Annotated in this window: 26 protein-coding genes; 20 read left to right on the forward strand and 6 right to left on the reverse strand. The window is 38.8% G+C overall.

The annotated features are described in order from the left end of the window. On the forward strand, window positions 1-630 hold a 630-nt coding region (locus AB8E63_RS08160; protein WP_368910774.1), incomplete at its 5' end, for an SIALI-17 repeat-containing surface protein. 140 nt (window positions 631-770) lie between these two features. On the opposite strand, the gene AB8E63_RS08165 is transcribed toward AB8E63_RS08160, so the two are convergent. Further along, the gene (locus tag AB8E63_RS08165) at window positions 771-1,172 is read right to left on the reverse strand and encodes a DUF6556 family protein (RefSeq protein WP_223332785.1); all 402 of its coding nucleotides are present in this window, start codon (window positions 1,170-1,172) and stop codon (window positions 771-773) included. 136 nt (window positions 1,173-1,308) lie between these two features. Here AB8E63_RS08165 and AB8E63_RS08170 point away from each other — a divergent pair, with 136 nt between their 5' ends. From AB8E63_RS08170 to AB8E63_RS08215, 10 genes are all read left to right on the forward strand, one after another. Beyond that, window positions 1,309-2,451, forward strand: coding sequence for a cysteine desulfurase family protein (locus AB8E63_RS08170; protein WP_368910777.1), 1,143 nt, complete (start codon window positions 1,309-1,311; stop codon window positions 2,449-2,451). An 8-nt stretch (window positions 2,452-2,459) separates the two neighbouring features. Then, window positions 2,460-3,674 carry a tRNA uracil 4-sulfurtransferase ThiI gene (gene thiI / locus AB8E63_RS08175; RefSeq protein WP_368910779.1) on the forward strand — a complete coding sequence of 405 codons (1,215 nt, stop codon included), beginning with the start codon at window positions 2,460-2,462 and terminating at the stop codon, window positions 3,672-3,674. A 135-nt stretch (window positions 3,675-3,809) separates the two neighbouring features. Continuing rightward, window positions 3,810-4,634 carry an alpha/beta hydrolase gene (locus AB8E63_RS08180; RefSeq protein ID WP_368910780.1) on the forward strand — a complete coding sequence of 275 codons (825 nt, stop codon included), beginning with the start codon at window positions 3,810-3,812 and terminating at the stop codon, window positions 4,632-4,634. Window positions 4,635-4,655: 21 nt separating this feature from the next. Next, complete coding sequence (locus AB8E63_RS08185) at window positions 4,656-5,396, forward strand: esterase family protein (protein ID WP_006153429.1); 741 nt, start codon at window positions 4,656-4,658, stop codon at window positions 5,394-5,396. Between the two features lie 12 nt (window positions 5,397-5,408). Next, a complete protein-coding gene (locus AB8E63_RS08190; protein WP_368910781.1) occupies window positions 5,409-6,575 on the forward strand; it encodes an acetyl-CoA carboxylase biotin carboxylase subunit family protein in 1,167 nt (388 codons plus the stop codon). A gap of 158 nt (window positions 6,576-6,733) precedes the next feature. Then, window positions 6,734-7,639: an aquaglyceroporin Gla gene (gla, locus tag AB8E63_RS08195; RefSeq protein ID WP_368910782.1), complete on the forward strand. Its 906-nt coding sequence runs from the start codon at window positions 6,734-6,736 to the stop codon at window positions 7,637-7,639. 169 nt (window positions 7,640-7,808) lie between these two features. After that, window positions 7,809-8,342: a YutD family protein gene (locus AB8E63_RS08200; RefSeq protein ID WP_368910784.1), complete on the forward strand. Its 534-nt coding sequence runs from the start codon at window positions 7,809-7,811 to the stop codon at window positions 8,340-8,342. Window positions 8,343-8,358: 16 nt separating this feature from the next. Next, the gene (gene rlmN / locus AB8E63_RS08205) at window positions 8,359-9,444 is read left to right on the forward strand and encodes a 23S rRNA (adenine(2503)-C(2))-methyltransferase RlmN (protein ID WP_368910785.1); all 1,086 of its coding nucleotides are present in this window, start codon (window positions 8,359-8,361) and stop codon (window positions 9,442-9,444) included. A 1-nt stretch (window position 9,445) separates the two neighbouring features. Then, window positions 9,446-9,919 (forward strand): VanZ family protein, encoded by a 474-nt coding sequence (locus AB8E63_RS08210; protein ID WP_314945362.1) that lies wholly within the window; start codon window positions 9,446-9,448, stop codon window positions 9,917-9,919. A 1-nt stretch (window position 9,920) separates the two neighbouring features. Beyond that, window positions 9,921-11,462 carry an ABC-F family ATP-binding cassette domain-containing protein gene (locus tag AB8E63_RS08215; protein ID WP_368910786.1) on the forward strand — a complete coding sequence of 514 codons (1,542 nt, stop codon included), beginning with the start codon at window positions 9,921-9,923 and terminating at the stop codon, window positions 11,460-11,462. A 66-nt stretch (window positions 11,463-11,528) separates the two neighbouring features. Here AB8E63_RS08215 and AB8E63_RS08220 read toward each other — a convergent pair whose 3' ends face one another. The 5 genes from AB8E63_RS08220 to AB8E63_RS08240 form a co-directional block, all read right to left on the reverse strand. After that, window positions 11,529-12,800: a hypothetical protein gene (locus AB8E63_RS08220; RefSeq protein WP_368910788.1), complete on the reverse strand. Its 1,272-nt coding sequence runs from the start codon at window positions 12,798-12,800 to the stop codon at window positions 11,529-11,531. 112 nt (window positions 12,801-12,912) lie between these two features. After that, complete coding sequence (locus AB8E63_RS08225) at window positions 12,913-13,152, reverse strand: zinc-ribbon domain-containing protein (RefSeq protein ID WP_368910789.1); 240 nt, start codon at window positions 13,150-13,152, stop codon at window positions 12,913-12,915. Between the two features lie 33 nt (window positions 13,153-13,185). Continuing rightward, window positions 13,186-13,992 carry a peptidylprolyl isomerase gene (locus AB8E63_RS08230; RefSeq protein WP_368910791.1) on the reverse strand — a complete coding sequence of 269 codons (807 nt, stop codon included), beginning with the start codon at window positions 13,990-13,992 and terminating at the stop codon, window positions 13,186-13,188. Between the two features lie 206 nt (window positions 13,993-14,198). Beyond that, a complete protein-coding gene (locus AB8E63_RS08235; protein WP_006151257.1) occupies window positions 14,199-14,423 on the reverse strand; it encodes a helix-turn-helix transcriptional regulator in 225 nt (74 codons plus the stop codon). A gap of 2 nt (window positions 14,424-14,425) precedes the next feature. Then, the gene (locus AB8E63_RS08240; protein ID WP_368910792.1) at window positions 14,426-15,022 is read right to left on the reverse strand and encodes a DUF3796 domain-containing protein; all 597 of its coding nucleotides are present in this window, start codon (window positions 15,020-15,022) and stop codon (window positions 14,426-14,428) included. 526 nt (window positions 15,023-15,548) lie between these two features. Here AB8E63_RS08240 and AB8E63_RS08245 point away from each other — a divergent pair. The 9 genes from AB8E63_RS08245 (at window position 15,549) to AB8E63_RS08285 (ending at window position 21,523) form a co-directional block, all read left to right on the forward strand. Further along, the gene (locus tag AB8E63_RS08245) at window positions 15,549-16,163 is read left to right on the forward strand and encodes a CadD family cadmium resistance transporter (RefSeq protein ID WP_006155128.1); all 615 of its coding nucleotides are present in this window, start codon (window positions 15,549-15,551) and stop codon (window positions 16,161-16,163) included. A gap of 11 nt (window positions 16,164-16,174) precedes the next feature. Continuing rightward, a complete protein-coding gene (gene cadX / locus AB8E63_RS08250) occupies window positions 16,175-16,513 on the forward strand; it encodes a Cd(II)/Zn(II)-sensing metalloregulatory transcriptional regulator CadX (RefSeq protein ID WP_368910793.1) in 339 nt (112 codons plus the stop codon). Window positions 16,514-16,762: 249 nt separating this feature from the next. Beyond that, the gene (locus AB8E63_RS08255) at window positions 16,763-17,014 is read left to right on the forward strand and encodes a hypothetical protein (RefSeq protein ID WP_368910795.1); all 252 of its coding nucleotides are present in this window, start codon (window positions 16,763-16,765) and stop codon (window positions 17,012-17,014) included. 731 nt (window positions 17,015-17,745) lie between these two features. Continuing rightward, entirely contained in the window at window positions 17,746-18,060 is a 315-nt protein-coding gene (locus AB8E63_RS08260; RefSeq protein ID WP_000420682.1) for a YdcP family protein, read from the forward strand. 15 nt (window positions 18,061-18,075) lie between these two features. Continuing rightward, window positions 18,076-18,462: a YdcP family protein gene (locus tag AB8E63_RS08265; protein ID WP_000985015.1), complete on the forward strand. Its 387-nt coding sequence runs from the start codon at window positions 18,076-18,078 to the stop codon at window positions 18,460-18,462. 28 nt (window positions 18,463-18,490) lie between these two features. After that, window positions 18,491-19,876: an FtsK/SpoIIIE domain-containing protein gene (locus AB8E63_RS08270; RefSeq protein WP_000813488.1), complete on the forward strand. Its 1,386-nt coding sequence runs from the start codon at window positions 18,491-18,493 to the stop codon at window positions 19,874-19,876. A gap of 2 nt (window positions 19,877-19,878) precedes the next feature. Beyond that, entirely contained in the window at window positions 19,879-20,031 is a 153-nt protein-coding gene (locus AB8E63_RS08275) for a hypothetical protein (RefSeq protein WP_000879507.1), read from the forward strand. Window positions 20,032-20,053: 22 nt separating this feature from the next. Then, window positions 20,054-21,259 carry a MobT family relaxase gene (gene mobT / locus AB8E63_RS08280; RefSeq protein WP_000398284.1) on the forward strand — a complete coding sequence of 402 codons (1,206 nt, stop codon included), beginning with the start codon at window positions 20,054-20,056 and terminating at the stop codon, window positions 21,257-21,259. A 42-nt stretch (window positions 21,260-21,301) separates the two neighbouring features. Then, complete coding sequence (locus AB8E63_RS08285) at window positions 21,302-21,523, forward strand: hypothetical protein (RefSeq protein WP_001009056.1); 222 nt, start codon at window positions 21,302-21,304, stop codon at window positions 21,521-21,523. Window positions 21,524-21,533: the final 10 nt, after the last annotated feature.

A 21,533-nucleotide genomic window follows, 5' to 3' on the forward strand; every position in this document is an offset into this window, starting at 1 on the left:
CCGGATCCAGAACCAACCCCAAATCCAGAGCCAACTCCAGATCCAGAACCAACTCCGGATCCAGAGCCAACTCCAGATCCGAAACCAACTCCGGATCCAGAACCAACTCCAGATCCAAAACCAACTCCAGATCCAAAACCAACTCCGGAACCTGAAGTCCTTTCAAGTAAGGGCGATCAAGAACCACCAGTAGTTGAAATTCCTGAATTTATAGGTGGCGTTAATGCTGCAGAAGCGGCTGTTTATGACATTCCAGAGTTCAAGGGTGGCGTTAATTGGGTTGAAGCGGACAAGAATGAGCTCCCAGAATTCAAGGGTGGTGTTAACGCAGTTGAAGCTTACAAGAATGAGCTTCCAGAGTTCAAGGGTGGCGTTAACGCAGTTGAAGCTGCTAAGAATGAGGTTCCAGAATATAAAGAGCCTGTTGCAAACCCAGTTACACCAATTGCGGATCACAAGCCAGCTCAAATTTCAACAAACCAAAAACAAGAACAACCACATGCTCCAGCAACTGAAGCCAAAGCTCAACTTCCAGCAACTGGTGAGCAAGATTCAGTAGGTTTAGCATTCCTAGCTAGTCTTGGATTGGTTCTTTCTGCAACCTTTATCAAAAAAGGGAAAGAAGACTAAGTACGAATCTTAATTCGATGCAGAATAGCTTGTTTTAAAAAGAAAAACCAGGGACACTAGTTCCTGGTTTTTTGTGATTCGAAAGTATAGAAAACTGCAAATTAAATACCAACGAAGTAACCGTTGGTATTGAAAAATGCTTAAGATGCCCCGTTATTTGCGCTAACTCCTGCTTCAGTAGTTGGAGTGTTTGAAGAAGAATCAGATTGCTCATTTTTCTGAGAATTGTTATCTGATTTTGTATCCTCCTTCTTGCTAGGAGTTTGAACCTCTTCTTTTTGAGTGGTTTCTTGATTGCTTGGTTGGCTCTGTGCAGGAGCGTTTGATTGAGCAGGGCTTTCCTTTTGGATTTCCTTGATAATAGTTGTTTGCGGATTTGTAGCTTTTTTATCTTTATCTTTATCAAAGGCATTCATAATCGTGATACTAGCAGTAATCAAACCTAGAATACTAGCAATCGTTGCAATGGTTTTTTGAAAGACAGTAAACCCTTTTTTGATGTGTTCTGTTTTAGGTTTTGATCTTCTACGATAGTTAGACATAATAGCTCTCCTTTACTATGATTCATTATACCTAAAATCTTTAAAAAAAACTTAAATAAACCTGAACGGCCTTTCTTGTAGCCTGAACTGTTTCGTGTTACAATAGAAGGAGTGATTTTAGAAAGCGTGAGAAACCATGATCTACTTTGATAACTCGGCTACGACCAAGCCTTATCCAGAAGCATTAGAGACTTATATGCAGGTGTCTACAAAAATTATTGGAAATCCTTCTAGTCTTCATCGTTTAGGAGACCAGTCTACCAGAATTTTAGATGCATCTCGTCAGCAGATTGCAGATTTGATTGGCAAAAATAGTGAAGAAATCATCTTTACATCTGGTGGTACTGAAGGAGACAACTGGGTTATCAAAGGGGTTGCATTTGAAAAAGCGCAATTTGGTAAACACATTATTGTGTCAGCTATTGAGCACCCAGCAGTCAAGGAGTCAGCCCTCTGGCTGAAGACTCAAGGTTTTGAAGTGGATTTTGCACCAGTTGATGAAAAGGGATTTGTAGATGTAACTGCTTTAGAAAATCTACTTCGTCCTGATACGACCTTGGTTTCCGTCATGGCAGTTAACAATGAAATCGGCTCTATCCAGCCTATTCAAGCTATCTCAGAACTATTAGCAGATAAACCAACGATTTCCTTCCATGTTGATGCGGTTCAGGCTTTAGCCAAGATTCCGACAGAATCCTATCTAACTGACCGAGTGGATTTTGCGACCTTCTCTAGTCATAAATTCCACGGAGTTCGTGGTGTTGGATTTATCTATATCAAGTCTGGCAAGAAAATCACCCCCCTATTAACTGGTGGTGGCCAAGAGCGTGACTATCGTTCAACAACTGAGAATGTAGCAGGTATTGCTGCGACAGCCAAGGCTCTGCGTCTAGCCATGGAAAAACTGGATTTGTTTACAAGCAAAACAAGTCAGATGAAGGCAGTCATTCGGCAAGCCCTTCTTGAATATCCAGATATTTTTGTTTTCTCAGGTGAGGAAGACTTTGCGCCTCATATTCTGACTTTTGGGATTAAGGGTGTCCGTGGTGAAGTCATCGTTCATGCATTTGAAGACTATGATATTTTCATTTCCACAACCTCTGCTTGCTCGTCCAAGGCAGGAAAACCTGCTGGTACCTTGATTGCCATGGGGGTTGAAAAAGATAAGGCCCAGTCAGCAGTACGCCTTAGCTTAGACCTAGAAAATGACATGAGTCAAGTTGAGCAATTTTTGACCAAACTAAAATTAATTTACAATCAAACTAGAAAAGTAAGATAGGAGCATTCATGCAATATTCAGAAATTATGATTCGCTACGGTGAACTTTCAACCAAAGGTAAAAACCGGATGCGTTTCATCAATAAACTACGTAATAATATCTCAGATGTTTTATCTATCTATCCTCAAGTCAAGGTAACTGCTGATCGCGACCGTGCCCATGCTTATCTTAATGGAGCCGACTATGCAGCAGTAGCTGAGTCTCTCAAACAGGTTTTCGGGATTCAAAACTTTTCTCCAGTATATAAGGTTGAAAAATCTGTAGAAGTACTTAAATCTGCTGTCCAAGAGATTATGCAGGACATCTATAAGGAAGGCATGACCTTTAAAATCTCAAGTAAGCGAAGCGACCATAACTTTGAGTTAGACAGTCGTGAACTCAACCAAGTTCTTGGTGGTGCTGTTTTTGATGCCATTCCAAATGTACAAGCCCAGATGAAAAATCCCGATATCAATCTGCAAGTGGAGATTCGTGAAGAGGCGGCTTATCTTTCCTATGAGACCATTCGTGGGGCTGGTGGTTTGCCAGTTGGCACTTCTGGGAAAGGTATGCTCATGTTGTCAGGGGGGATTGACTCTCCTGTAGCAGGTTATCTTGCACTAAAACGTGGTGTAGATATCGAGGCTGTTCACTTTGCTAGCCCACCGTATACTAGTCCAGGTGCCCTCAAGAAAGCTCAGGATTTGACCCGTAAATTGACTAAGTTCGGTGGGAATATCCAGTTTATCGAAGTGCCATTCACGGAGATTCAAGAAGAGATTAAGGCTAAGGCACCAGAAGCTTACCTCATGACTCTGACTCGCCGCTTTATGATGCGCATTACAGACCGTATCCGTGAAGTGAGAAATGGTTTGGTCATCATCAATGGTGAAAGTCTTGGTCAGGTGGCAAGCCAAACCCTAGAAAGTATGCAGGCTATCAACGCCGTAACCAATACACCGATTATCCGACCAGTTGTGACCATGGATAAGTTGGAAATCATAGATATTGCTCAGGAAATTGATACCTTTGAAATTTCTATCCAACCTTTTGAAGACTGCTGTACGATTTTTGCGCCTGATCGTCCCAAAACAAATCCTAAAATTAAGAATGCTGAACAGTATGAAACACGTATGGATGTTGAAGGATTGGTTGAGCGAGCAGTAGCAGGAATTATGATCACGGAAATTACCCCTCAAGCTGAGAAAGATGCGGTTGATGAGTTAATTGATGACCTCCTTTAATCAGAAAAACCAGAGGAAAAAATAAAATAAGTAAAAAAAGTTAGTTTATTGTCCTGAATTTGGACGGGAACTGACTTTTTTTCTATTTTTATGATATAATTAGGTAAAATTTTGAATATAGAGAGTTTTCTGACAATGAATCAATCCTACTTTTACCTGAAAATGCGAGAGCATAAACTCAAGGTTCCATACACAGGCAAGGAGCGCCGTGTACGTGTTCTCCTACCGAAAAACTACGAGAAAGACACGGATCGAACTTATCCGGTTGTCTATTTCCATGATGGGCAAAATGTCTTTTACAGTAAAGAATCCTATGTCGGTCATTCATGGAAGATCATTCCTACCATTAAACGGAATCCGGATATTAGCCGTATGATTGTAGTGGCCATTGATAATGATGGTCTAGGACGAATGAATGAGTATGCGGCATGGAAATTCCAAGAGTCTAATATTCCCGGTCAACAGTTTGGTGGTAAGGGAGTCGAGTACGCTGAGTTTGTAATGGAAGTGGTCAAACCCTTTATCGATGAAAACTATCGTACAAAATCAGACCGCAAGCACACTGCTATGGTTGGGTCTTCTCTAGGCGGCAACATTACCCAGTTTATTGGCTTGGAGTATCAGGATCAGATTGGCTGCTTGGGTGTCTTTTCATCAGCCAACTGGCTTCACCAAGAGGCCTTTGATCGCTATATGGAGCGTAAAAAACTATTACCTAATCAACGAGTCTTTATCTATGTCGGGACGGAAGAAGCAGATGACACGGATAAGACCCTTATGGCTGGTAATATTAAGCAGGCCTATATTGACTCTTCTCTTCGCTATTATCATGATTTGATAGCAGGAGGAGTTGAGTTGGGAAATATCTCTCTCAAGGTTCAGGCTGGAGCCATTCACCATGAAGTGCCATGGTCAGAAAATCTTCCAGCTTGCCTACGCTTTTTTGCAGAAAATTGGTAATTAGTATAAAGGAGACAGGATATGCATATTGAACATCTTAGCCACTGGAGTGGTCATCTTAACCGTGAAATGTATGTCAATCGATACGGACATGGAGGCATCCCAGTTGTTGTCTTTGCTTCTTCAGGTGGTAGCCACAATGAGTACTATGATTTTGGAATGATTGATGCTTGTGCATCCTTTATTGAAGAAGGTCGCGTGCAGTTCTTTACCCTTTCAAGTGTAGATAGTGAGAGCTGGCTTGCGACTTGGAAAAATAGTCATGATCAAGCTGAGATGCACCGTGCCTATGAACGATATGTGATTGAAGAAGCTATTCCTTTTATCAAGCACAAGACAGGCTGGTTTGACGGTATGATGACAACAGGATGCTCTATGGGAGCTTACCATGCACTTAACTTTTTCCTTCAGCATCCAGATGTCTTTACCAAGGTAATTGCCCTCAGTGGTGTCTACGATGCTCGTTTCTTTGTTGGAGATTACTACAACGATGATGCTATCTATCAAAATTCACCAGTAGACTATATCTGGAATCAAAATGATGGTTGGTTTATTGATCGTTACCGTCAGGATGAGATTGTGATTTGTACTGGACTAGGTGCTTGGGAACAGGATGGCCTTCCTTCTTACTACAAGTTAAAAGAAGCCTTTGACCAAAAACAAATTCCTGCTTGGTTTGCAGAATGGGGGCACGATGTTGCCCATGACTGGGAATGGTGGCGTAAACAAATGCCATATTTCCTCGGTCATATGAGTCTATAAAAGGAGTTGCTTATGAATTATCTTGTAATTTCACCCTATTACCCACAAATTTTTCAGCAATTTAGTATTGAGCTAGCCAATAAAGGAATCACAGTTCTAGGGATTGGGCAAGAACCCTACGAACAACTAGATGAACCATTACGCAATAGCTTGACGGAGTACTTCCGAGTTGATAATCTTGAAAGTATCGATGAGGTTAAACGAGCAGTTGCCTTTCTTTTCTATAAGCATGGTCCAATTGACCGCATTGAATCACACAATGAATACTGGCTAGAGTTGGATGCTGCTCTTCGTGAACAGTTCAATGTTTTTGGTGCCAAACCAGAAGACCTCAAGAAGACTAAGTTTAAGTCTGAGATGAAAAAACTCTTCAAAAAAGCTGGGGTACCAGTTGTGCCAGGTGCTGTCATTGAAACAGAAGCAGATGTTGACAAAGCTGTGAAAGAAATCGGTCTTCCCATGATTGCAAAACCTGACAATGGAGTTGGGGCAGCAGCAACCTTCAAACTTGAAACAGAAGATGATGTAAACCACTTTAAGGCTGAATGGGACCATTCAACCGTTTATTTCTTTGAAAAATTTGTTACCTCTAGTGAAATCTGTACCTTCGATGGTTTGGTGGATAGAGACGGGAATATCGTCTTTTCAACTACCTTTGACTATGCACATACACCACTTGATCTCATGATTTACAAGATGGACAATTCTTATTATGTTCTTAAAGATATGGATCCGAAACTTCGCAAGTATGGTGAGGCTATCGTCAAGGAATTTGGTATGAAAGAACGTTTCTTCCATATCGAGTTCTTCCGTGAGGGTGATGATTACATTGCCATTGAGTACAATAACCGTCCAGCGGGTGGCTTCACTATTGATGTCTATAACTATGCGCATTCCTTGGATTTGTACAAGGGCTATGCAGCTATCGTTGCAGGTGAAGCATTCCCAGAGTCTCCGTTTGAAACCCAGTATTGCTTGGCAACATCCCGTCGCGCCAATGCTAACTATGTTTATTCAGAAGAAGACTTGCTCGCTAAATATGGTCAGCAGTTCAAGGTAAAGAAAATCATGCCGGCAGCCTTTGCTGAATTGCAAGGAGACTATCTCTATATGCTTACGACACCAAGTCGTGAGGAGATGGAACAAATGATTAGGGACTTTGGTCAGCGTCAAGAATAATTGAAATGAAGGCTTAACAAACTCACTTTGTTAGGTCTTTTTTGAAGAGTGAAAATAAAAGCGTTTTCCACTTGGATTCTTTTAGAAAATCTGTTGCTAAAAGATTTAAAAATTGATAGAATAGGGATTGTCTAAAAAATATTAAGGAGAATCTATCAATGGATTTCACATGGGCAGTCAAATATGCCACTGAATTTTTGGGAACAGCCATCTTGATTATCTTGGGAAATGGTGCAGTTGCCAACGTTGAACTTAAAGGTACGAAAGGTCACCAAAGTGGCTGGCTCGTTATCGCTGTTGGTTACGGTATGGGGGTTATGATCCCTGCTTTGATGTTTGGTAACGTTTCTGGTAACCACATCAATCCAGCCTTCACTCTTGGACTTGCAGTTAGCGGTCTCTTCCCTTGGGCACAAGTACCATTTTACATCATCGCACAAGTTTTGGGAGCAATCTTCGGACAAGCCTTGGTTGTTGCGACTCACCGTCCATACTACTTGAAGACGGAAAATCCAAATAATATCTTGGGATCTTTCTCAACGATTTCAAGTTTGGACCACGGTACAAAAGAATCACGTTATGCAGCAACAGTTAACGGTTTTATCAACGAGTTCGTTGGTTCATTCGTTCTCTTCTTTGCAGCTCTTGGTTTGACAAAGAACTACTTTGGTGCTGAATTGGTTGCTAAAGCACAAGCGTTGGTTAACGAACAAGTGGCACAAGCGACTGCTCAAGGTCAAACAATTCCTCAAGAACAAGTCACTGCATATCTTGAACAAGCAAAAACTCAAGTAGCTCCATTCTTGTCACCAGGTCTTGGTATCGCACACTTGGCTCTTGGTTTCTTGGTAATGGCTTTGGTTACTTCACTTGGAGGACCTTCAGGACCTGGTTTGAACCCAGCTCGTGACTTTGGACCACGTCTTCTTCACGCAGTACTTCCTAAATCAATCCTTGGTGAGCACAAGGGTGATTCTAAATGGTGGTATGCTTGGGTACCAGTAGTTGCACCGATTGCTGCTGCTATTGCCGCTGTAGCACTTTTCAAATTACTTTACATGTAATCATAAAAAAACTGGGCCCCCCCAGTTTTTTCTTTTTCTATAAACTTGGAACAAGATTTAGCTAATCAATGCTTAAATCGTCAGACTTTTTTCATTTTAAATCAAAAGATGTAAATATGGCAAAAATATGGTAAAATAGAGTATTAAGTAAACGTTAAAAAGGAATATTATGCGTAAAGAAATTGCACCTGAATTATACAATTACAATAAATTCCCTGGTCCTGAATTTCATCTATCTGGAGATAAAGTCGAGGCTGAAGGTTTTTCCTTTAATTTGGTTGAAAATAGTAAGGACGCTTTTGATGCAACAGCTTTTACTCAACGCTTTTCGGAAGTTTTAAATAAGTATGATTATATTGTAGGAGACTGGAGCAATGAGCAGTTGCGCTTGCGAGGATTCTACAAGAATGAGCGAGCTGAAGAATCTCTCGAGAAAATCAGTCGTTTACAAGATTACCTACTCGAGTATTGTAGCTATGGTTGTGCTTATTTTGTCCTAGAAAATGAAACTCCTAAACGAGCATCATTTGACCAAAAAATGCGTAAAAAAGAGGAAGAAAAAGATACTCGAAAAGGCAAGAAAACTTCTCAGAATAAGAAAAGAAATCATACGGACAAGAGAAATAGACGACGTCGTAAAGAGCAGAAATCACAGAATGAAGAAAAGGGACAACGTCATTTCGTCATCCGTCAGAAAGATTAGAGAATAAGGAGAAAAGATGAAACCGTCGATTTACAGTTTAACTCGTCAAGGAATGCAAGAATGGGTCTTGGAACAGGGAGAAAAAAAATTCCGTGCGGATCAAATCTGGGAGTGGCTTTACCGTAAACGTGTTCAGACATTTGAAGAAATGACCAACTTGTCTAAGGATCTGATTGCCAAGCTCAACGAGCAGTTTGTTGTCAATCCCTTGAAACAACGTATCGTTCAAGAGTCAGCCGATGGAACTGTGAAGTACCTCTTTGAGTTACCAGATGGGATGCTGATTGAGACAGTTCTGATGCGTCAGCACTATGGTTTGTCAGTCTGTGTAACAACTCAAGTAGGATGCAATATCGGTTGTACCTTCTGTGCTTCAGGATTGATTAAGAAGCAACGTGACCTCAATAACGGAGAAATTGTTGCACAGATTATGTTGGTTCAAAAATATTTTGACGAACGTGGACAAGATGAACGTGTTAGCCATATTGTTGTTATGGGGATTGGAGAACCATTTGACAACTACAATAACGTCTTGAACTTTATCCGTACCATCAACGACGATAAGGGAATGGCAATTGGTGCTCGCCATATCACTGTATCAACTTCAGGTTTGGCTCACAAAATCCGTGAGTTTGCTAATGAAGGTGTACAGGTTAACCTTGCTGTCTCACTTCATGCGCCAAACAATGAACTGCGTTCAAGCATCATGAAGATTAACCGTGCCTTCCCAATTGAAAAACTCTTTGCAGCGATTGAGTATTACATCGAGACAACTAACCGCCGTGTGACTTTTGAGTACATCATGCTCAATGAAGTTAATGATGGAGTCGAACAAGCGCTTGAGTTGGCAGAATTGCTGAAAAATATCAAGAAATTGTCATATGTCAACTTGATTCCTTACAACCCAGTTAGTGAGCACGACCAATACAGTCGTAGTCCGAAAGAGCGTGTAATGGTCTTCTATGATACGCTCAAGAAAAAAGGCGTCAACTGTGTTGTTCGTCAAGAACACGGTACAGATATTGATGCCGCATGCGGACAATTGCGTTCAAATACCATGAAGCGTGATCGCCAAAAAGCAGTAGCTGAAGTAAATCCATAAGATGAATCGAAAAAAAATACTAATTTTGGGAGTGCTATTATACAGTCTTTGTATCGTCTGTTTTTGTTTTACTCCCCAGCCTCAACTTCCTACAGGAGTGGAAACTCCAGGTATTCAAACTTTTGGACGCCTGGTTTTTCTTTTGACGCCTTTTAACTCCCTTTGGAATCTGGGAGAAGTAACCAGCCCTATACAACTATTTTGGATTTTTTTGCAAAACGCCTTAAATGTCCTCTTGCTCTTCCCTTTAATTTTCCAGCTTCTCTATCTCATCCCTAGTCTAAGAAAAACGAAGAGAGTGATTTTGTTTAGCTTTTTATTGAGCTTAAGCATCGAGTGCACACAGCTAGTTTTAGACTTTTTCTTTGATTTCAATCGGGTCTTTGAGATTGATGATTTATGGACCAACACTTTGGGTGGTTACCTGGCTTGGGTCCTTTATAAACTACTACATAAAAACAAGATAAGGAATTAAAATGAGTATCTTAGAAGTAAAAAATTTAAGTCACGGTTTTGGTGACCGTGCGATTTTTGAAGACGTGTCTTTCCGTCTCCTCAAAGGTGAACACATCGGACTAGTTGGTGCTAACGGTGAAGGGAAATCAACCTTCATGAGCATCGTGACTGGTAAGTTGGTACCTGATGAAGGTAAGGTGGAATGGTCCAAATATGTGACAGCAGGTTACCTGGACCAGCATGCAGTTCTCAAAGAAGGTCAAACTGTGCGTGATGTTTTGCGTACAGCCTTTGACGAATTATTCAAAGCCGAAGCTCGGATCAATGACCTTTATATGGAAATGGCAGAAGAGGGCGCTGATATTGATGCCCTAATGGAAGAAGTCGGCGAACTTCAGGACCGTTTGGAAAGTCGTGACTTCTATACCTTGGATGCTAAGATTGACGAAGTCGCGCGTGCTCTTGGTGTCATGGATTATGGTATGGATACGGACGTAACAGCCTTATCTGGTGGACAAAGAACCAAGGTACTTTTGGCTAAACTCCTCCTTGAAAAGCCAGATATCTTGCTTTTGGATGAGCCAACCAACTATCTAGATGCGGAGCATATTGACTGGCTCAAGCGTTATCTTCAAAACTATGAGAATGCCTTTGTTCTTATCTCTCACGATATTCCATTCCTCAATGATGTGATCAATATCGTATATCACGTTGAAAATCAACAGTTGACACGCTACTCTGGCGATTACTACCAGTTCCAAGAAGTCTATGCCATGAAGAAATCGCAGCTGGAAGCTGCCTATGAGCGTCAACAGAAAGAAATTGCCGATCTCAAGGATTTCGTAGCCCGTAATAAGGCGCGTGTTGCTACCCGTAATATGGCCATGTCTCGCCAGAAGAAATTGGATAAGATGGACATTATCGAGCTTCAAAGTGAGAGACCAAAGCCGTCCTTTGATTTTAAACCAGCTCGTACACCAGGTCGATTTATTTTCCAAGCCAAGGACTTGCAGATTGGTTACGACCGCCCACTTACAAAACCATTAAATCTTACCTTTGAGCGCAATCAAAAGGTTGCTATCATTGGTGCCAATGGTATCGGGAAAACAACTCTCTTGAAGAGTCTTTTGGGCATTATCCCGCCCATTTCTGGGGAAGTGGAACGTGGTGATTACCTAGAACTGGGTTACTTTGAACAAGAGGTGGAAGGTGGCAATCGCCAAACACCTCTAGAAGCAGTTTGGAATGCCTTTCCAGCCCTTAATCAAGCAGAAGTCCGTGCAGCTCTTGCTCGTTGTGGTTTGACGACTAAGCACATCGAAAGCCAAATTCAAGTCTTATCAGGTGGGGAACAAGCCAAGGTTCGTTTCTGTCTCTTGATGAATCGTGAGAACAATGTCCTTGTTCTAGACGAGCCTACCAACCACTTGGATGTGGATGCTAAGGATGAGCTCAAACGAGCTCTGAAAGAATATAAAGGATCTATCCTTATGGTTTGCCACGAACCAGACTTCTATGAAGGCTGGATGGATCAAATCTGGGACTTTAATGAGCTAACATAAATAGTTATAAAAAATCCAAGTCGACGAGACTTGGATTTTTGACTAATTTAGTTGCTTAAGACTATCTTATTCCAAGTAACTCTTACCATTTTCAACAACCATAGTGATGTTGACGTCGGTATATTTACCGTCAGATAAAGTGCTAAAAGTGAATTTATAGATACCATCTGATAGAGTTCCGACTGGAAGTGATGTTAATTTATCTTTTAAGTAGTCTACACGATTATCATTTTTATAATTTTGTCTATCATCGATTATACTGAAATTTAAGTACTTGATAGAAATGATTAGAGATTTATTGTTGATATGTTTGTTAATATCGATATTGTAAAATCCTGCAATATCTGTATCTCCATTTTCTCTATTTTTTACAGCCTCTTTAATAAGAATACTATCAAATTTTCTTTTGTCAGCTGGTGTAATCTCGACAGAATTATTCTCTAGTAATTTGAAACCAACTGCCTCATTAAGTTTAGTCACTATATCTTCTTTTAGTTTTAGATCTCTTATTCTTTCTTCGTAGACATTTAAGACAAATTCAAATTGTTCAAGTGTAACTTTATCAAATAACTCCCTTTCCGCATCGTTTTCAAGATAGGAACGAATTTCTTCCTTGGCCGCTTCATCTAATGTTGTCACGTGTGTTCCATTATGAACATCAGAAACATAAATATAATCGATAAAATTTTCTCCGTTCGATAAAGTCTCTTTATAGAATAAAGTAGTAAGAGTTCCGTTATAAGGCTCATTTAAATGTTCTTTCTCACGTACTTCGACTTTTCCTTTTAGGCCAAAGTCTTTAAAGTCTTGTACATATTGAACAGTTGAGCCCCATAACGAAACTTTGCTATTCATGATTAACAATAAATTACATAACAAAATGACTATAGTTCCAAAAACAAAACTTGATATGTTAGAAGACATGTTATCTTGATTGAGCTTCGTTTTTTGAAAGTTTCCAATAAAGAAGATAACAGAGTATAGGAGACTAACGGTAAACAACATTAGGAAATTATAAATATAATTGATTGACCACAAACTTAGATATACTATATTTGATAATTGTAAGCAGACTCCTATAGTCGCTAAAATTAATTGTATATTACTAGTCTTTTGGACTAGCTGATTATCTTTAAAGGTTGATTTTAATTTCAGAGGATCTCTGAAGGCAAAAAAATTACCAAAAAGAATGAAAGCTATTGCTAAAAAGAATACAGGCGGTAGAATGATAATAGCATAACCTGATGAATAGAAGGGAGCAAAAAAAACAAGATTATAGAGTAAATATCCTAATAAGACCAAGCAAAGTCGTATCAAGCTTATTTTATATGGTTTCATAGGAGAGCCTCCATTGTTACTGTTAACTGTATTATATCATAACTGGAGAAGAAAATAGAGCGTTTACATGGAAGTGTAAATAAAAAAAGATAGGCACATGACCTATCTTTTATTAATAGTTTAGATATTGTTCAACCTCAGACTTTTGAATTTCTTTTCCATAGTGACAAATCGGGCAAGAAACGAAATAGGTTTTACCGTAAGGAAAGAGTGGAATCCAGTAAAGAGTGAACTTGCGTCCGTATTCCGTAATTTCCCAAGTACCAACATTGTTACAATGATCACATTCGATAGCAGTTTGTGTATGTCCCAACACTTTTTGGTAACCTTTTGACCCCCAAAATAGAATCATTTTAACATCTCCTTATAGTTATAGTTAATGGTGTTATTGTTTACTGAAATCGTAGTCTTTAACAATTTCGATACTGTCGATGGTAATAGCAGTAGTTGGTTTATCTTTTTCATTTTTTTCTGCTTTAGCAATTTTATCTACAACGTCCATCCCATCGATTACTTGACCAAAGACTGGGTGTTTTCCATCAAGAGTTGGATTTCCGCCTTCTTTGTAGGCTTCGATAATTTTCTTAGGATAGCTACTTGTTGGAAGTTTAGCAGAATAATCTGTTGTACTTTGGTTGATGAAGAACTGGCTACCATTTGAGCTTGGTTGACCAGTATTGGCCATGGATAGGGAACCACGGATATTATAGAGGTATGGAGAGATTTCATTTTTAAAACCGGTCCCCTTGTCCTTGGTTTTATCCTTATCATGCCAGATAGATTCACCGCCTGTACCATCTCCTTTTGGATCTCCGGTTTGTACCATAAATCCGTCAATCACACGATGGAAGGTAACACCATTGTAGTAGCCTTCCTTAGCGTGAGTAAGGAAGTTTTCAACGGCAAGTGGAGCTAACTTTGGAAAGAGCTTGATGCGGATATCGCCTAGGCTTGTGTGGAGAATAGCTTCAGCCTCGTCTTCAGCAACTTCCTTAGAAAGTTGAGGGAAGTTAGCATTTTCGTTTGTTAAGGCGTCTTTCAAATCTTTTTCTGCTTGGGCAGTCGCTTTTGAACTTTCCTCAGCAGCAATCTTAGAATCCACGTAATCATCCCCACGAAGTGTACGTTGGATGCTTGTACATCCACCAAGAGCAAAAGTTGAAATGAGTAGTAGTGTAGCTAATTTTTTCATGTTGGTCCTTTCAAAATTCATTTCTACCATTGTACCCTAAAAGGAAGTGGATTTCAAATATTAGTGACAAGGTAGTTTAATAGGAAGTCAACCAAAAAGTGGCTTAATTAGAGATTTTTCTTTGGATGACGGTCGACAATGACCTGGTATTGTTCCAGTATCCGCTCTCCTTTTGGAGTCAATTTGTAGCCACGAATCGAAAAGAATTATGCTTCCTCTTTCTGTCTGAGTTCAAAGAGGTCTTCTACTTTCAAATCAAAAACTTGAGCAATTTTAAGAGCCATTTCCAGTGAAGGATTGTAACGGTTATTTTCCAAGTGCAGAATTGTCTCGCGTCGCATACCGATGAGGTCGGCTAACTCCTGCTGGGTCATGCCTGTGGACTCACGAACAGATTTGAGATTAGTAATAATCTTGCTTTCTTTGGCCATGCTTATCCTCTCCGTTCCAAGATAAGATAGACAACCGCAAAGATGCAAATCAAGGCAGCTATGCTAATAAAGATCTGGCCCATGTAAAGAGTGAGAGACCCCATATACCCAACGATAACTGCTAGGATTATCAGTGCGCCTAGTATAAAAACAAACATCAAGCTGGCTGCCTTGGATAAATTAGCATAAAAGCGTTCATCCGGAGTTTCCTTGACATTTTTCAAACAGAAAAAAGCAAATAAAATCACTTCAATAACGAGGCCAATTCCCAAAATCCATTCTTTAATACCAGAACTTACGCTTGGGGTCGCAACCCAAATCCCTACTGTATAAAAAATGCTTGCTGCAAACACAAGTACCGTGTAAAGCTTAGCAGACAAGTCAAAAATAGTCTTCCCCTTACCTTTCTGACTCTTATGAGGACATGGTTTCATATGTAGCCAGCTCCAAATAGCTATAATTTGACCTGACACTGAAATACCAGTAATAACTAACTTGGGTCCCCAACTAAGATTAGAACCAAATAAAACAATAAAATCAATAAAGAGAGCTACGGCAATCACTGCAATGAGGCCACGCATTTTTTGACTTTTTTTCATGATAGACTCCTTTTTGTGTTATAAATATATAACACTTAAATTTATGTTATAAATATATCACACTTAAGTTTAGAAAGCAAGAATTTATGTGTCAATGTGGCAATTATTTGAAAAAAATTTTTAATTAAAGACCTCACTAGTCAAACAACTAAAGAATTCTTTGAAGCAATGCATCGGATTTGATTTGAATAGTTTCGTTAATAATAATTGATGATAAAGAATTTTTGGAAAATCTAGATACTGTATCAATCTCTACTTTTTTTCTTAGACTATTATAAAGTCTGTCAGAATAAGCTTTGTAGGTGTAGAAGTTAATTTTTACAGAAGTGAAGTAAGCATTCAATACGAATCAATACATAAGAAAAAATCTGATTTCAAGCGTTTTTTCTTTTTTCAATTTTAATACATTTCACTATATTTCAGTCCAATCTCTACCTTCTTATCTATACTTTGATGGAGCTGAAGTTGACATCTACAAAGTTTAATGTTAGAATACATTCAAAAATATATTTGAATGAGGTGTTTTATGATTCAAAATATTGTTACTTCAATAATCCTGTATTCTGGGACAGCCGTAGACTTACTTATTATCCTAATGTTATTTTTTGCCAAAAGAAAAAGCAGAAAAGACATCATTAACATCTATTTAGGACAATTTCTAGGCTCTGTTAGTCTAATATTGCTAAGTTTGCTTTTTGCATTTGTCTTAAATTATATTCCTAGTAAAGAGATTTTAGGTTTACTCGGTTTGATTCCAATTTTCCTAGGCCTCAAAGTTTTGCTTTTAGGAGATTCTGATGGAGAAGCTATTGCAAAAGATGGTTTGCGCAAAGATGATAAAAACCTGATTTTTCTAGTCGCTATGATTACTTTTGCAAGTTGTGGTGCTGACAATATTGGTGTTTTTGTCCCATATTTTATTACCTTAAATTTAGCGAATTTGATAGTGGCTTTACTTACCTTTCTAGTCATGATTTATCTCTTGGTTTTTTCTGCCCAAAAATTGGCACAAGTCCCTTCTGTTGGAGAAACTTTGGAGAAATATAGCAGATGGTTTATTGCCGTTGTTTATTTAGGATTGGGGATGTATATCCTGATTGAAAACAACAGCTTTGACATGCTAAGGACTGTGTTCGGCTAGGAGAAAAAATTATGAAAAAAGATAGTATCTGCCAAGTGGATGTTATTAATCAACAAAATGTTACAACCGCAACGAACTACTTTGAAAAGGAAAAAGTCCAAAAATCACTTCGCATTTTATCAAAATTTACCGATAATAAACAGATAAATATCATCTTTTATCTCCTTGCTGTTGAAGAACTCTGTGTCTGTGATATAGCCTGTTTACTAGATCTCAGTATTGCATCTGCCTCCCACCATCTTCGTAAACTAGCCAATCAAAACATCTTGGATACTAGAAGAGAGGGGAAAATTATATATTATTTTATAAAAGATGAGGAAATCAAAGACTTTTTTAATCAACTAGGATAACAACTATTTTTACTACTTTACCATGATTATATATAGGACTTATCTATGAAATTTTTTGATGAAAATTACTCACAAAAAATACCTACTCGTATCAAATGTTTAAGAAAAAAGTATAATTTAAAGCAAAGCGACCTAGGTAATGTAGGTCAAGTTAGCCAAGTTGAAAAGGGAGAAATTTGAAAGAATTTGTATCTTTTATTTTTTGTTTCAATTATGCCCTATGCTACTGGAATAGTTAGTAGTCATTTCATGAATCATACGGCACAGCTCTTTTATGGACTGATCGTTATTGTTTCAACGGTAGCAAACTGGTTTTTACATAAAGTAATTGATAAACCCAATATAGATCAGAAAGAATTACTTGAAGCTACCGCACAATATAGGAAGTTATTGATACCTGACCTAATAATTAAAGGAGTGGGATTGATTCTATCCCTAATTCTCTATCCTCCGATTATGATGTATAGTGCTTTAATTGCGGCATTTTACATCATAACTTAAAAAACACTATCCGAAAAAAGAGTGAATAACTAAAAAACGGTGATCAAAGTTAGGTGTATTATTTTAATGCTCACAGACCTAAATTATTCCCCTATTTATAATCTATTGATTCATATTTTATGAAATTAATCAGTAGATATCGTTCTGAAAATCCTTGATATTACGCTGTTTTTAGTCCAACTGGAATCCATACTTTTCAAACCAGGTCTTAAGAAAGCTCGTAAAGCATCACAATTATCAAAACGTTAATCAACACGCTTATATCAACGTTTACAGACATTTAAGAAATTTCTCTTGGATGTCTTTTTTTGTCTAGCTAAATTTTACAAATTGGGCAATTTAGGTTACTCAATAATATAAAAAAGATAAAAATTTAAAGTTCGAATTTTGTATATAAAAATAGCATAAAAATCTAGTTATCCGCATAAAAACTGGACTTATCACACTTTATCAAGGTCAAAACCACTCAATTTACTACTAATTTACTACTTATGAATGAGCTTTGATACGACGATTTATCCTTGAAAAGTGAAGATATAAAGATACTTCCAATAAAATTTGAATATTTAATAGGTAGACACTTCAAAAAATGAGGTGTCTATTTTTTTACCCGATTTTGAAAGGAAGTGAACTTATGAAAACAAAAAATCAAGAATCAAAAGGTCGTTCCCCACTCTTTAAGACCATCAAACATTCATTCAGCCAATAAAAAAGAAAGGATAGGTAAAAATATGGAACTTAAATTTGTGATTCCCAACATGGAAAAAACATTCGGCAATTTAGAATTTGCTGGCGAGGATAAAGTCGTTCAGCGAAGAATCAACGGACGGCTAACTGTCTTATCAAGAAGCTATAATCTCTATTCTGATGTTCAAAGAGCAGATGATATTGTGGTGGTGCTTCCTGCTGAAGCTGGCGAAAAACATTTCGGCTTTGAGGAACGTGTGAAGTTAGTCAATCCACGTATTACCGCAGAGGGCTACAAAATCGGCACTCGTGGTTTTACAAATTACCTTTTACATGCTGACGACATGATAAAAGAATAAAGAAAGAGAGGAAAAATGATGAGATTAGCAAATGGCATTGTATTAGATAAAGACACGACTTTTGGAGAATTGAAATTCTCTGCTCTACGTCGTGAAGTGAGAATCCAAAATGAAGACGGGTCGGTTTCAGATGAAATCAAGGAACGTACCTATGACTTAAAATCCAAAGGACAAGGACGCATGATTCAAGTAAGTATTCCTGCCAGCGTGCCTTTGAAAGAGTTTGATTATAACGCACGGGTGGAACTTATCAATCCCATTGCGGACACCGTTGCTACTGCCACCTATCAAGGAGCAGATGTTGACTGGTATATCAAGGCAGACGATATTGTGCTGACAAAGGATTCTAGTTCATTCAAAGCTCAACCACAAGCAAAGAAAGAACCGACACAAGACAAATAGTCGCTAGGTAGAAAGGAGACTTTTTCGCATGAAACAGCGTGGTAAAAGGATTCGCCCATCTGGTAAAGATTTAGTCTTTCATTTTACGATAGCGTCACTCCTGCCTGTTTTCCTGCTGGTTGTCGGACTGTTTCATGTGAAGACAATCCAGCAGATCAACTGGCAGGATTTTAACCTATCACAAGCAGATAAGATTGACATTCCCTATTTAATTATCAGTTTCAGTGTCGCAATTCTTATCTGCTTGCTGGTAGCGTTTGTATTCAAACGGGTTCGCTATGATACGGTTAAACAACTTTACCACCGTCAAAAACTGGCAAAGATGATACTTGAAAACAAGTGGTATGAATCTGAACAGGTCAAAACAGAGGGTTTCTTTAAAGATAGTGCTGGTCGTACAAAGGAAAAGATAACCTACTTCCCTAAAATGTATTATCGACTTAAAAATGGCTTGATACAGATACGGGTGGAAATCACGCTGGGAAAATATCAAGACCAACTCTTACACTTGGAAAAGAAATTAGAGAGTGGCTTGTACTGTGAGCTGACGGATAAAGAGTTAAAGGATTCCTATGTGGAATATACTTTGCTCTATGACACCATAGCCAGTCGTATTTCTATTGATGAAGTAGAAGCTAAAGATGGTAAACTTCGCTTAATGAAAAACGTATGGTGGGAATATGATAAGCTCCCTCATATGTTGATTGCTGGTGGTACAGGTGGCGGTAAAACTTACTTTATACTGACACTGATTGAAGCCTTGCTTCATACAGATTCAAAACTGTATATTCTTGACCCGAAAAATGCTGACCTTGCGGACTTAGGTTCTGTGATGGCAAATGTCTACTATAGAAAAGAAGACTTGCTTTCTTGCATTGAAACATTCTATGAAGAAATGATGAAACGTAGTGAGGAAATGAAGCAGATGAAGAACTATAAGACTGGCAAAAATTATGCTTACTTAGGTCTCCCGGCACACTTCTTAATCTTTGATGAATACGTCGCTTTCATGGAAATGCTGGGAACAAAAGAAAACACCGCAGTTATGAATAAGCTGAAACAGATTGTCATGTTAGGTCGTCAAGCTGGCTTCTTTCTAATACTGGCTTGTCAACGTCCAGACGCAAAATATTTAGGCGACGGAATCCGTGATCAGTTTAATTTCAGAGTGGCTTTAGGTCGTATGTCTGAAATGGGCTATGGCATGATGTTTGGCAGTGACGTACAAAAGGATTTCTTCTTAAAGCGAATCAAAGGTCGTGGCTATGTTGATGTAGGAACAAGTGTCATATCAGAGTTTTATACTCCCCTTGTACCAAAAGGATATGATTTCTTGGAGGAAATTAAAAAGTTATCCAACAGCAGACAGTCCACGCAGGCGACGTGCGAAGCGGAAGTCGCAGGTGTGGACTGATCTTGCTGGCTGGTGTGGCAATAGCCACGCCAGCACTTAACCCCCCGTATCTAACAGGGGGGTACAAATCGACAGGAAACAGTCAAAAAAACATTAGAAAATCCTTTGGTTACAAGGGATTTACAAAATTTCAGCGTATGTCAAATGGGCTTTAAAAGTTGACATACGCCTTTTTGATTGGAGGGATTTTTACTGAATGAACAAACTTGGTTACAGCATTTAAAAGAAAAACGCTTGGCTTATGGACTATCTCAAAACCGTTTAGCTGTTGCGACTGGTATTACAAGGCAGTATCTAAGCGATATTGAAACAGGAAAAGTCAAGCCATCAGAGGATTTACAGCAGTCCCTTTGGGAAGCTCTGGAACGCTTCAATCCCGACGCTCCCCTTGAAATGCTGTTTGATTATGTAAGGATTCGCTTTCCGACAACAGACGTACAGCAGGTGGTCGAAAACATCTTACAACTGAAACTGTCCTATTTTCTTCATGAGGACTATGGTTTCTATTCTTATTCAGAGCATTATGCTTTAGGCGACATATTCGTCCTTTGCTCCCATGAACTGGACAAAGGAGTTCTGGTGGAATTGAAAGGTCGTGGGTGCAGACAATTTGAAAGCTATCTTCTGGCACAACAAAGAAGCTGGTATGAGTTCTTTATGGACGTTTTGGTGGCTGGCGGTGTGATGAAACGCCTTGACCTTGCCATTAACGATAAGACAGGGATTTTGAATATCCCTGTACTCACTGAAAAGTGCCAACAGGAAGAATGTATCTCCGTCTTCCGCAGTTTTAAAAGCTATCGCAGTGGCGAACTGGTACGCAAAGAGGAAAAGGAATGTATGGGAAACACCCTCTATATCGGTTCATTACAAAGTGAAGTTTATTTCTGTATCTATGAAAAGGACTACGAGCAGTACAAGAAAAATGATATTCCCATTGAAGACGCAGAAGTAAAAAACCGTTTTGAGATTCGATTGAAAAATGAGCGTGCCTATTATGCAGTCCGTGATTTACTCGTCTATGACAATCCAGAGCATACCGCCTTTAAAATTATCAATCGGTATATCCGTTTTGTAGATAAAGACGATTCCAAACCTCGTTCTGATTGGAAACTGAATGAAGAATGGGCTTGGTTTATTGGGAACAATCGTGAACGATTAAAACTAACCACAAAACCAGAGCCTTACTCCTTCCAAAGGACGCTGAACTGGCTATCTCATCAAGTTGCCCCGACCTTAAAGGTTGCGATTAAACTTGATGAAATCAACCAGACGCAGGTTGTAAAAGACATTCTCGACCATGCGAAACTGACAGACCGACACAAGCAGATTTTGAAGCAACAGTCAGTAAAAGAACAGGACGTGATAACAACAAAAAAATAACTCAAATACAAATTCATTGAATATAGAGAGGAGAACATTTTTATGAATTTTGGACAAAACCTTTATAACTGGTTTCTATCAAACGCTCAATCACTGGTGCTTTTAGCAATCGTTGTGATTGGCTTGTATCTTGGCTTCAAGCGTGAGTTTAGCAAACTGATTGGCTTTTTAATTATTGCGATTATTGCGGTTGGCTTAGTCTTCAACGCTGCTGGAGTAAAAGACATTTTACTAGAGCTATTCAATCGCATTATTGGTGCTTAAATAAAACCGT

Origin of the sequence: Streptococcus sp. oral taxon 061 (assembly GCF_964211575.1) — a bacterium.
Classification (GTDB): Bacteria; Bacillota; Bacilli; order Lactobacillales; family Streptococcaceae; genus Streptococcus.

Bases quoted from the DNA above. Each gene is read 5' to 3' on its own strand.
- AB8E63_RS08245 (WP_006155128.1), top strand. From the start codon at position 15,549: ATGATTCAAAATATTGTTACTTCAATAATCCTGTATTCTGGGACAGCC.
- rlmN (WP_368910785.1), top strand. From the start codon at position 8,359: ATGAAACCGTCGATTTACAGTTTAACTCGTCAAGGAATGCAAGAATGG.
- AB8E63_RS08285 (WP_001009056.1), top strand. From the start codon at position 21,302: ATGAATTTTGGACAAAACCTTTATAACTGGTTTCTATCAAACGCTCAA.
- AB8E63_RS08260 (WP_000420682.1), top strand. From the start codon at position 17,746: ATGGAACTTAAATTTGTGATTCCCAACATGGAAAAAACATTCGGCAAT.
- AB8E63_RS08230 (WP_368910791.1), bottom strand. From the start codon at position 13,992: ATGAAAAAATTAGCTACACTACTACTCATTTCAACTTTTGCTCTTGGT.
- AB8E63_RS08190 (WP_368910781.1), top strand. From the start codon at position 5,409: ATGAATTATCTTGTAATTTCACCCTATTACCCACAAATTTTTCAGCAA.
- AB8E63_RS08265 (WP_000985015.1), top strand. From the start codon at position 18,076: ATGATGAGATTAGCAAATGGCATTGTATTAGATAAAGACACGACTTTT.
- AB8E63_RS08210 (WP_314945362.1), top strand. From the start codon at position 9,446: ATGAATCGAAAAAAAATACTAATTTTGGGAGTGCTATTATACAGTCTT.
- AB8E63_RS08240 (WP_368910792.1), bottom strand. From the start codon at position 15,022: ATGAAAAAAAGTCAAAAAATGCGTGGCCTCATTGCAGTGATTGCCGTA.
- AB8E63_RS08215 (WP_368910786.1), top strand. From the start codon at position 9,921: ATGAGTATCTTAGAAGTAAAAAATTTAAGTCACGGTTTTGGTGACCGT.
- AB8E63_RS08180 (WP_368910780.1), top strand. From the start codon at position 3,810: ATGAATCAATCCTACTTTTACCTGAAAATGCGAGAGCATAAACTCAAG.
- AB8E63_RS08225 (WP_368910789.1), bottom strand. From the start codon at position 13,152: ATGATTCTATTTTGGGGGTCAAAAGGTTACCAAAAAGTGTTGGGACAT.
- gla (WP_368910782.1), top strand. From the start codon at position 6,734: ATGGATTTCACATGGGCAGTCAAATATGCCACTGAATTTTTGGGAACA.
- AB8E63_RS08255 (WP_368910795.1), top strand. From the start codon at position 16,763: ATGAATCATACGGCACAGCTCTTTTATGGACTGATCGTTATTGTTTCA.
- cadX (WP_368910793.1), top strand. From the start codon at position 16,175: ATGAAAAAAGATAGTATCTGCCAAGTGGATGTTATTAATCAACAAAAT.
- AB8E63_RS08220 (WP_368910788.1), bottom strand. From the start codon at position 12,800: ATGAAACCATATAAAATAAGCTTGATACGACTTTGCTTGGTCTTATTA.
- thiI (WP_368910779.1), top strand. From the start codon at position 2,460: ATGCAATATTCAGAAATTATGATTCGCTACGGTGAACTTTCAACCAAA.
- AB8E63_RS08165 (WP_223332785.1), bottom strand. From the start codon at position 1,172: ATGTCTAACTATCGTAGAAGATCAAAACCTAAAACAGAACACATCAAA.
- AB8E63_RS08200 (WP_368910784.1), top strand. From the start codon at position 7,809: ATGCGTAAAGAAATTGCACCTGAATTATACAATTACAATAAATTCCCT.
- AB8E63_RS08270 (WP_000813488.1), top strand. From the start codon at position 18,491: ATGAAACAGCGTGGTAAAAGGATTCGCCCATCTGGTAAAGATTTAGTC.
- AB8E63_RS08185 (WP_006153429.1), top strand. From the start codon at position 4,656: ATGCATATTGAACATCTTAGCCACTGGAGTGGTCATCTTAACCGTGAA.
- AB8E63_RS08235 (WP_006151257.1), bottom strand. From the start codon at position 14,423: ATGGCCAAAGAAAGCAAGATTATTACTAATCTCAAATCTGTTCGTGAG.
- AB8E63_RS08170 (WP_368910777.1), top strand. From the start codon at position 1,309: ATGATCTACTTTGATAACTCGGCTACGACCAAGCCTTATCCAGAAGCA.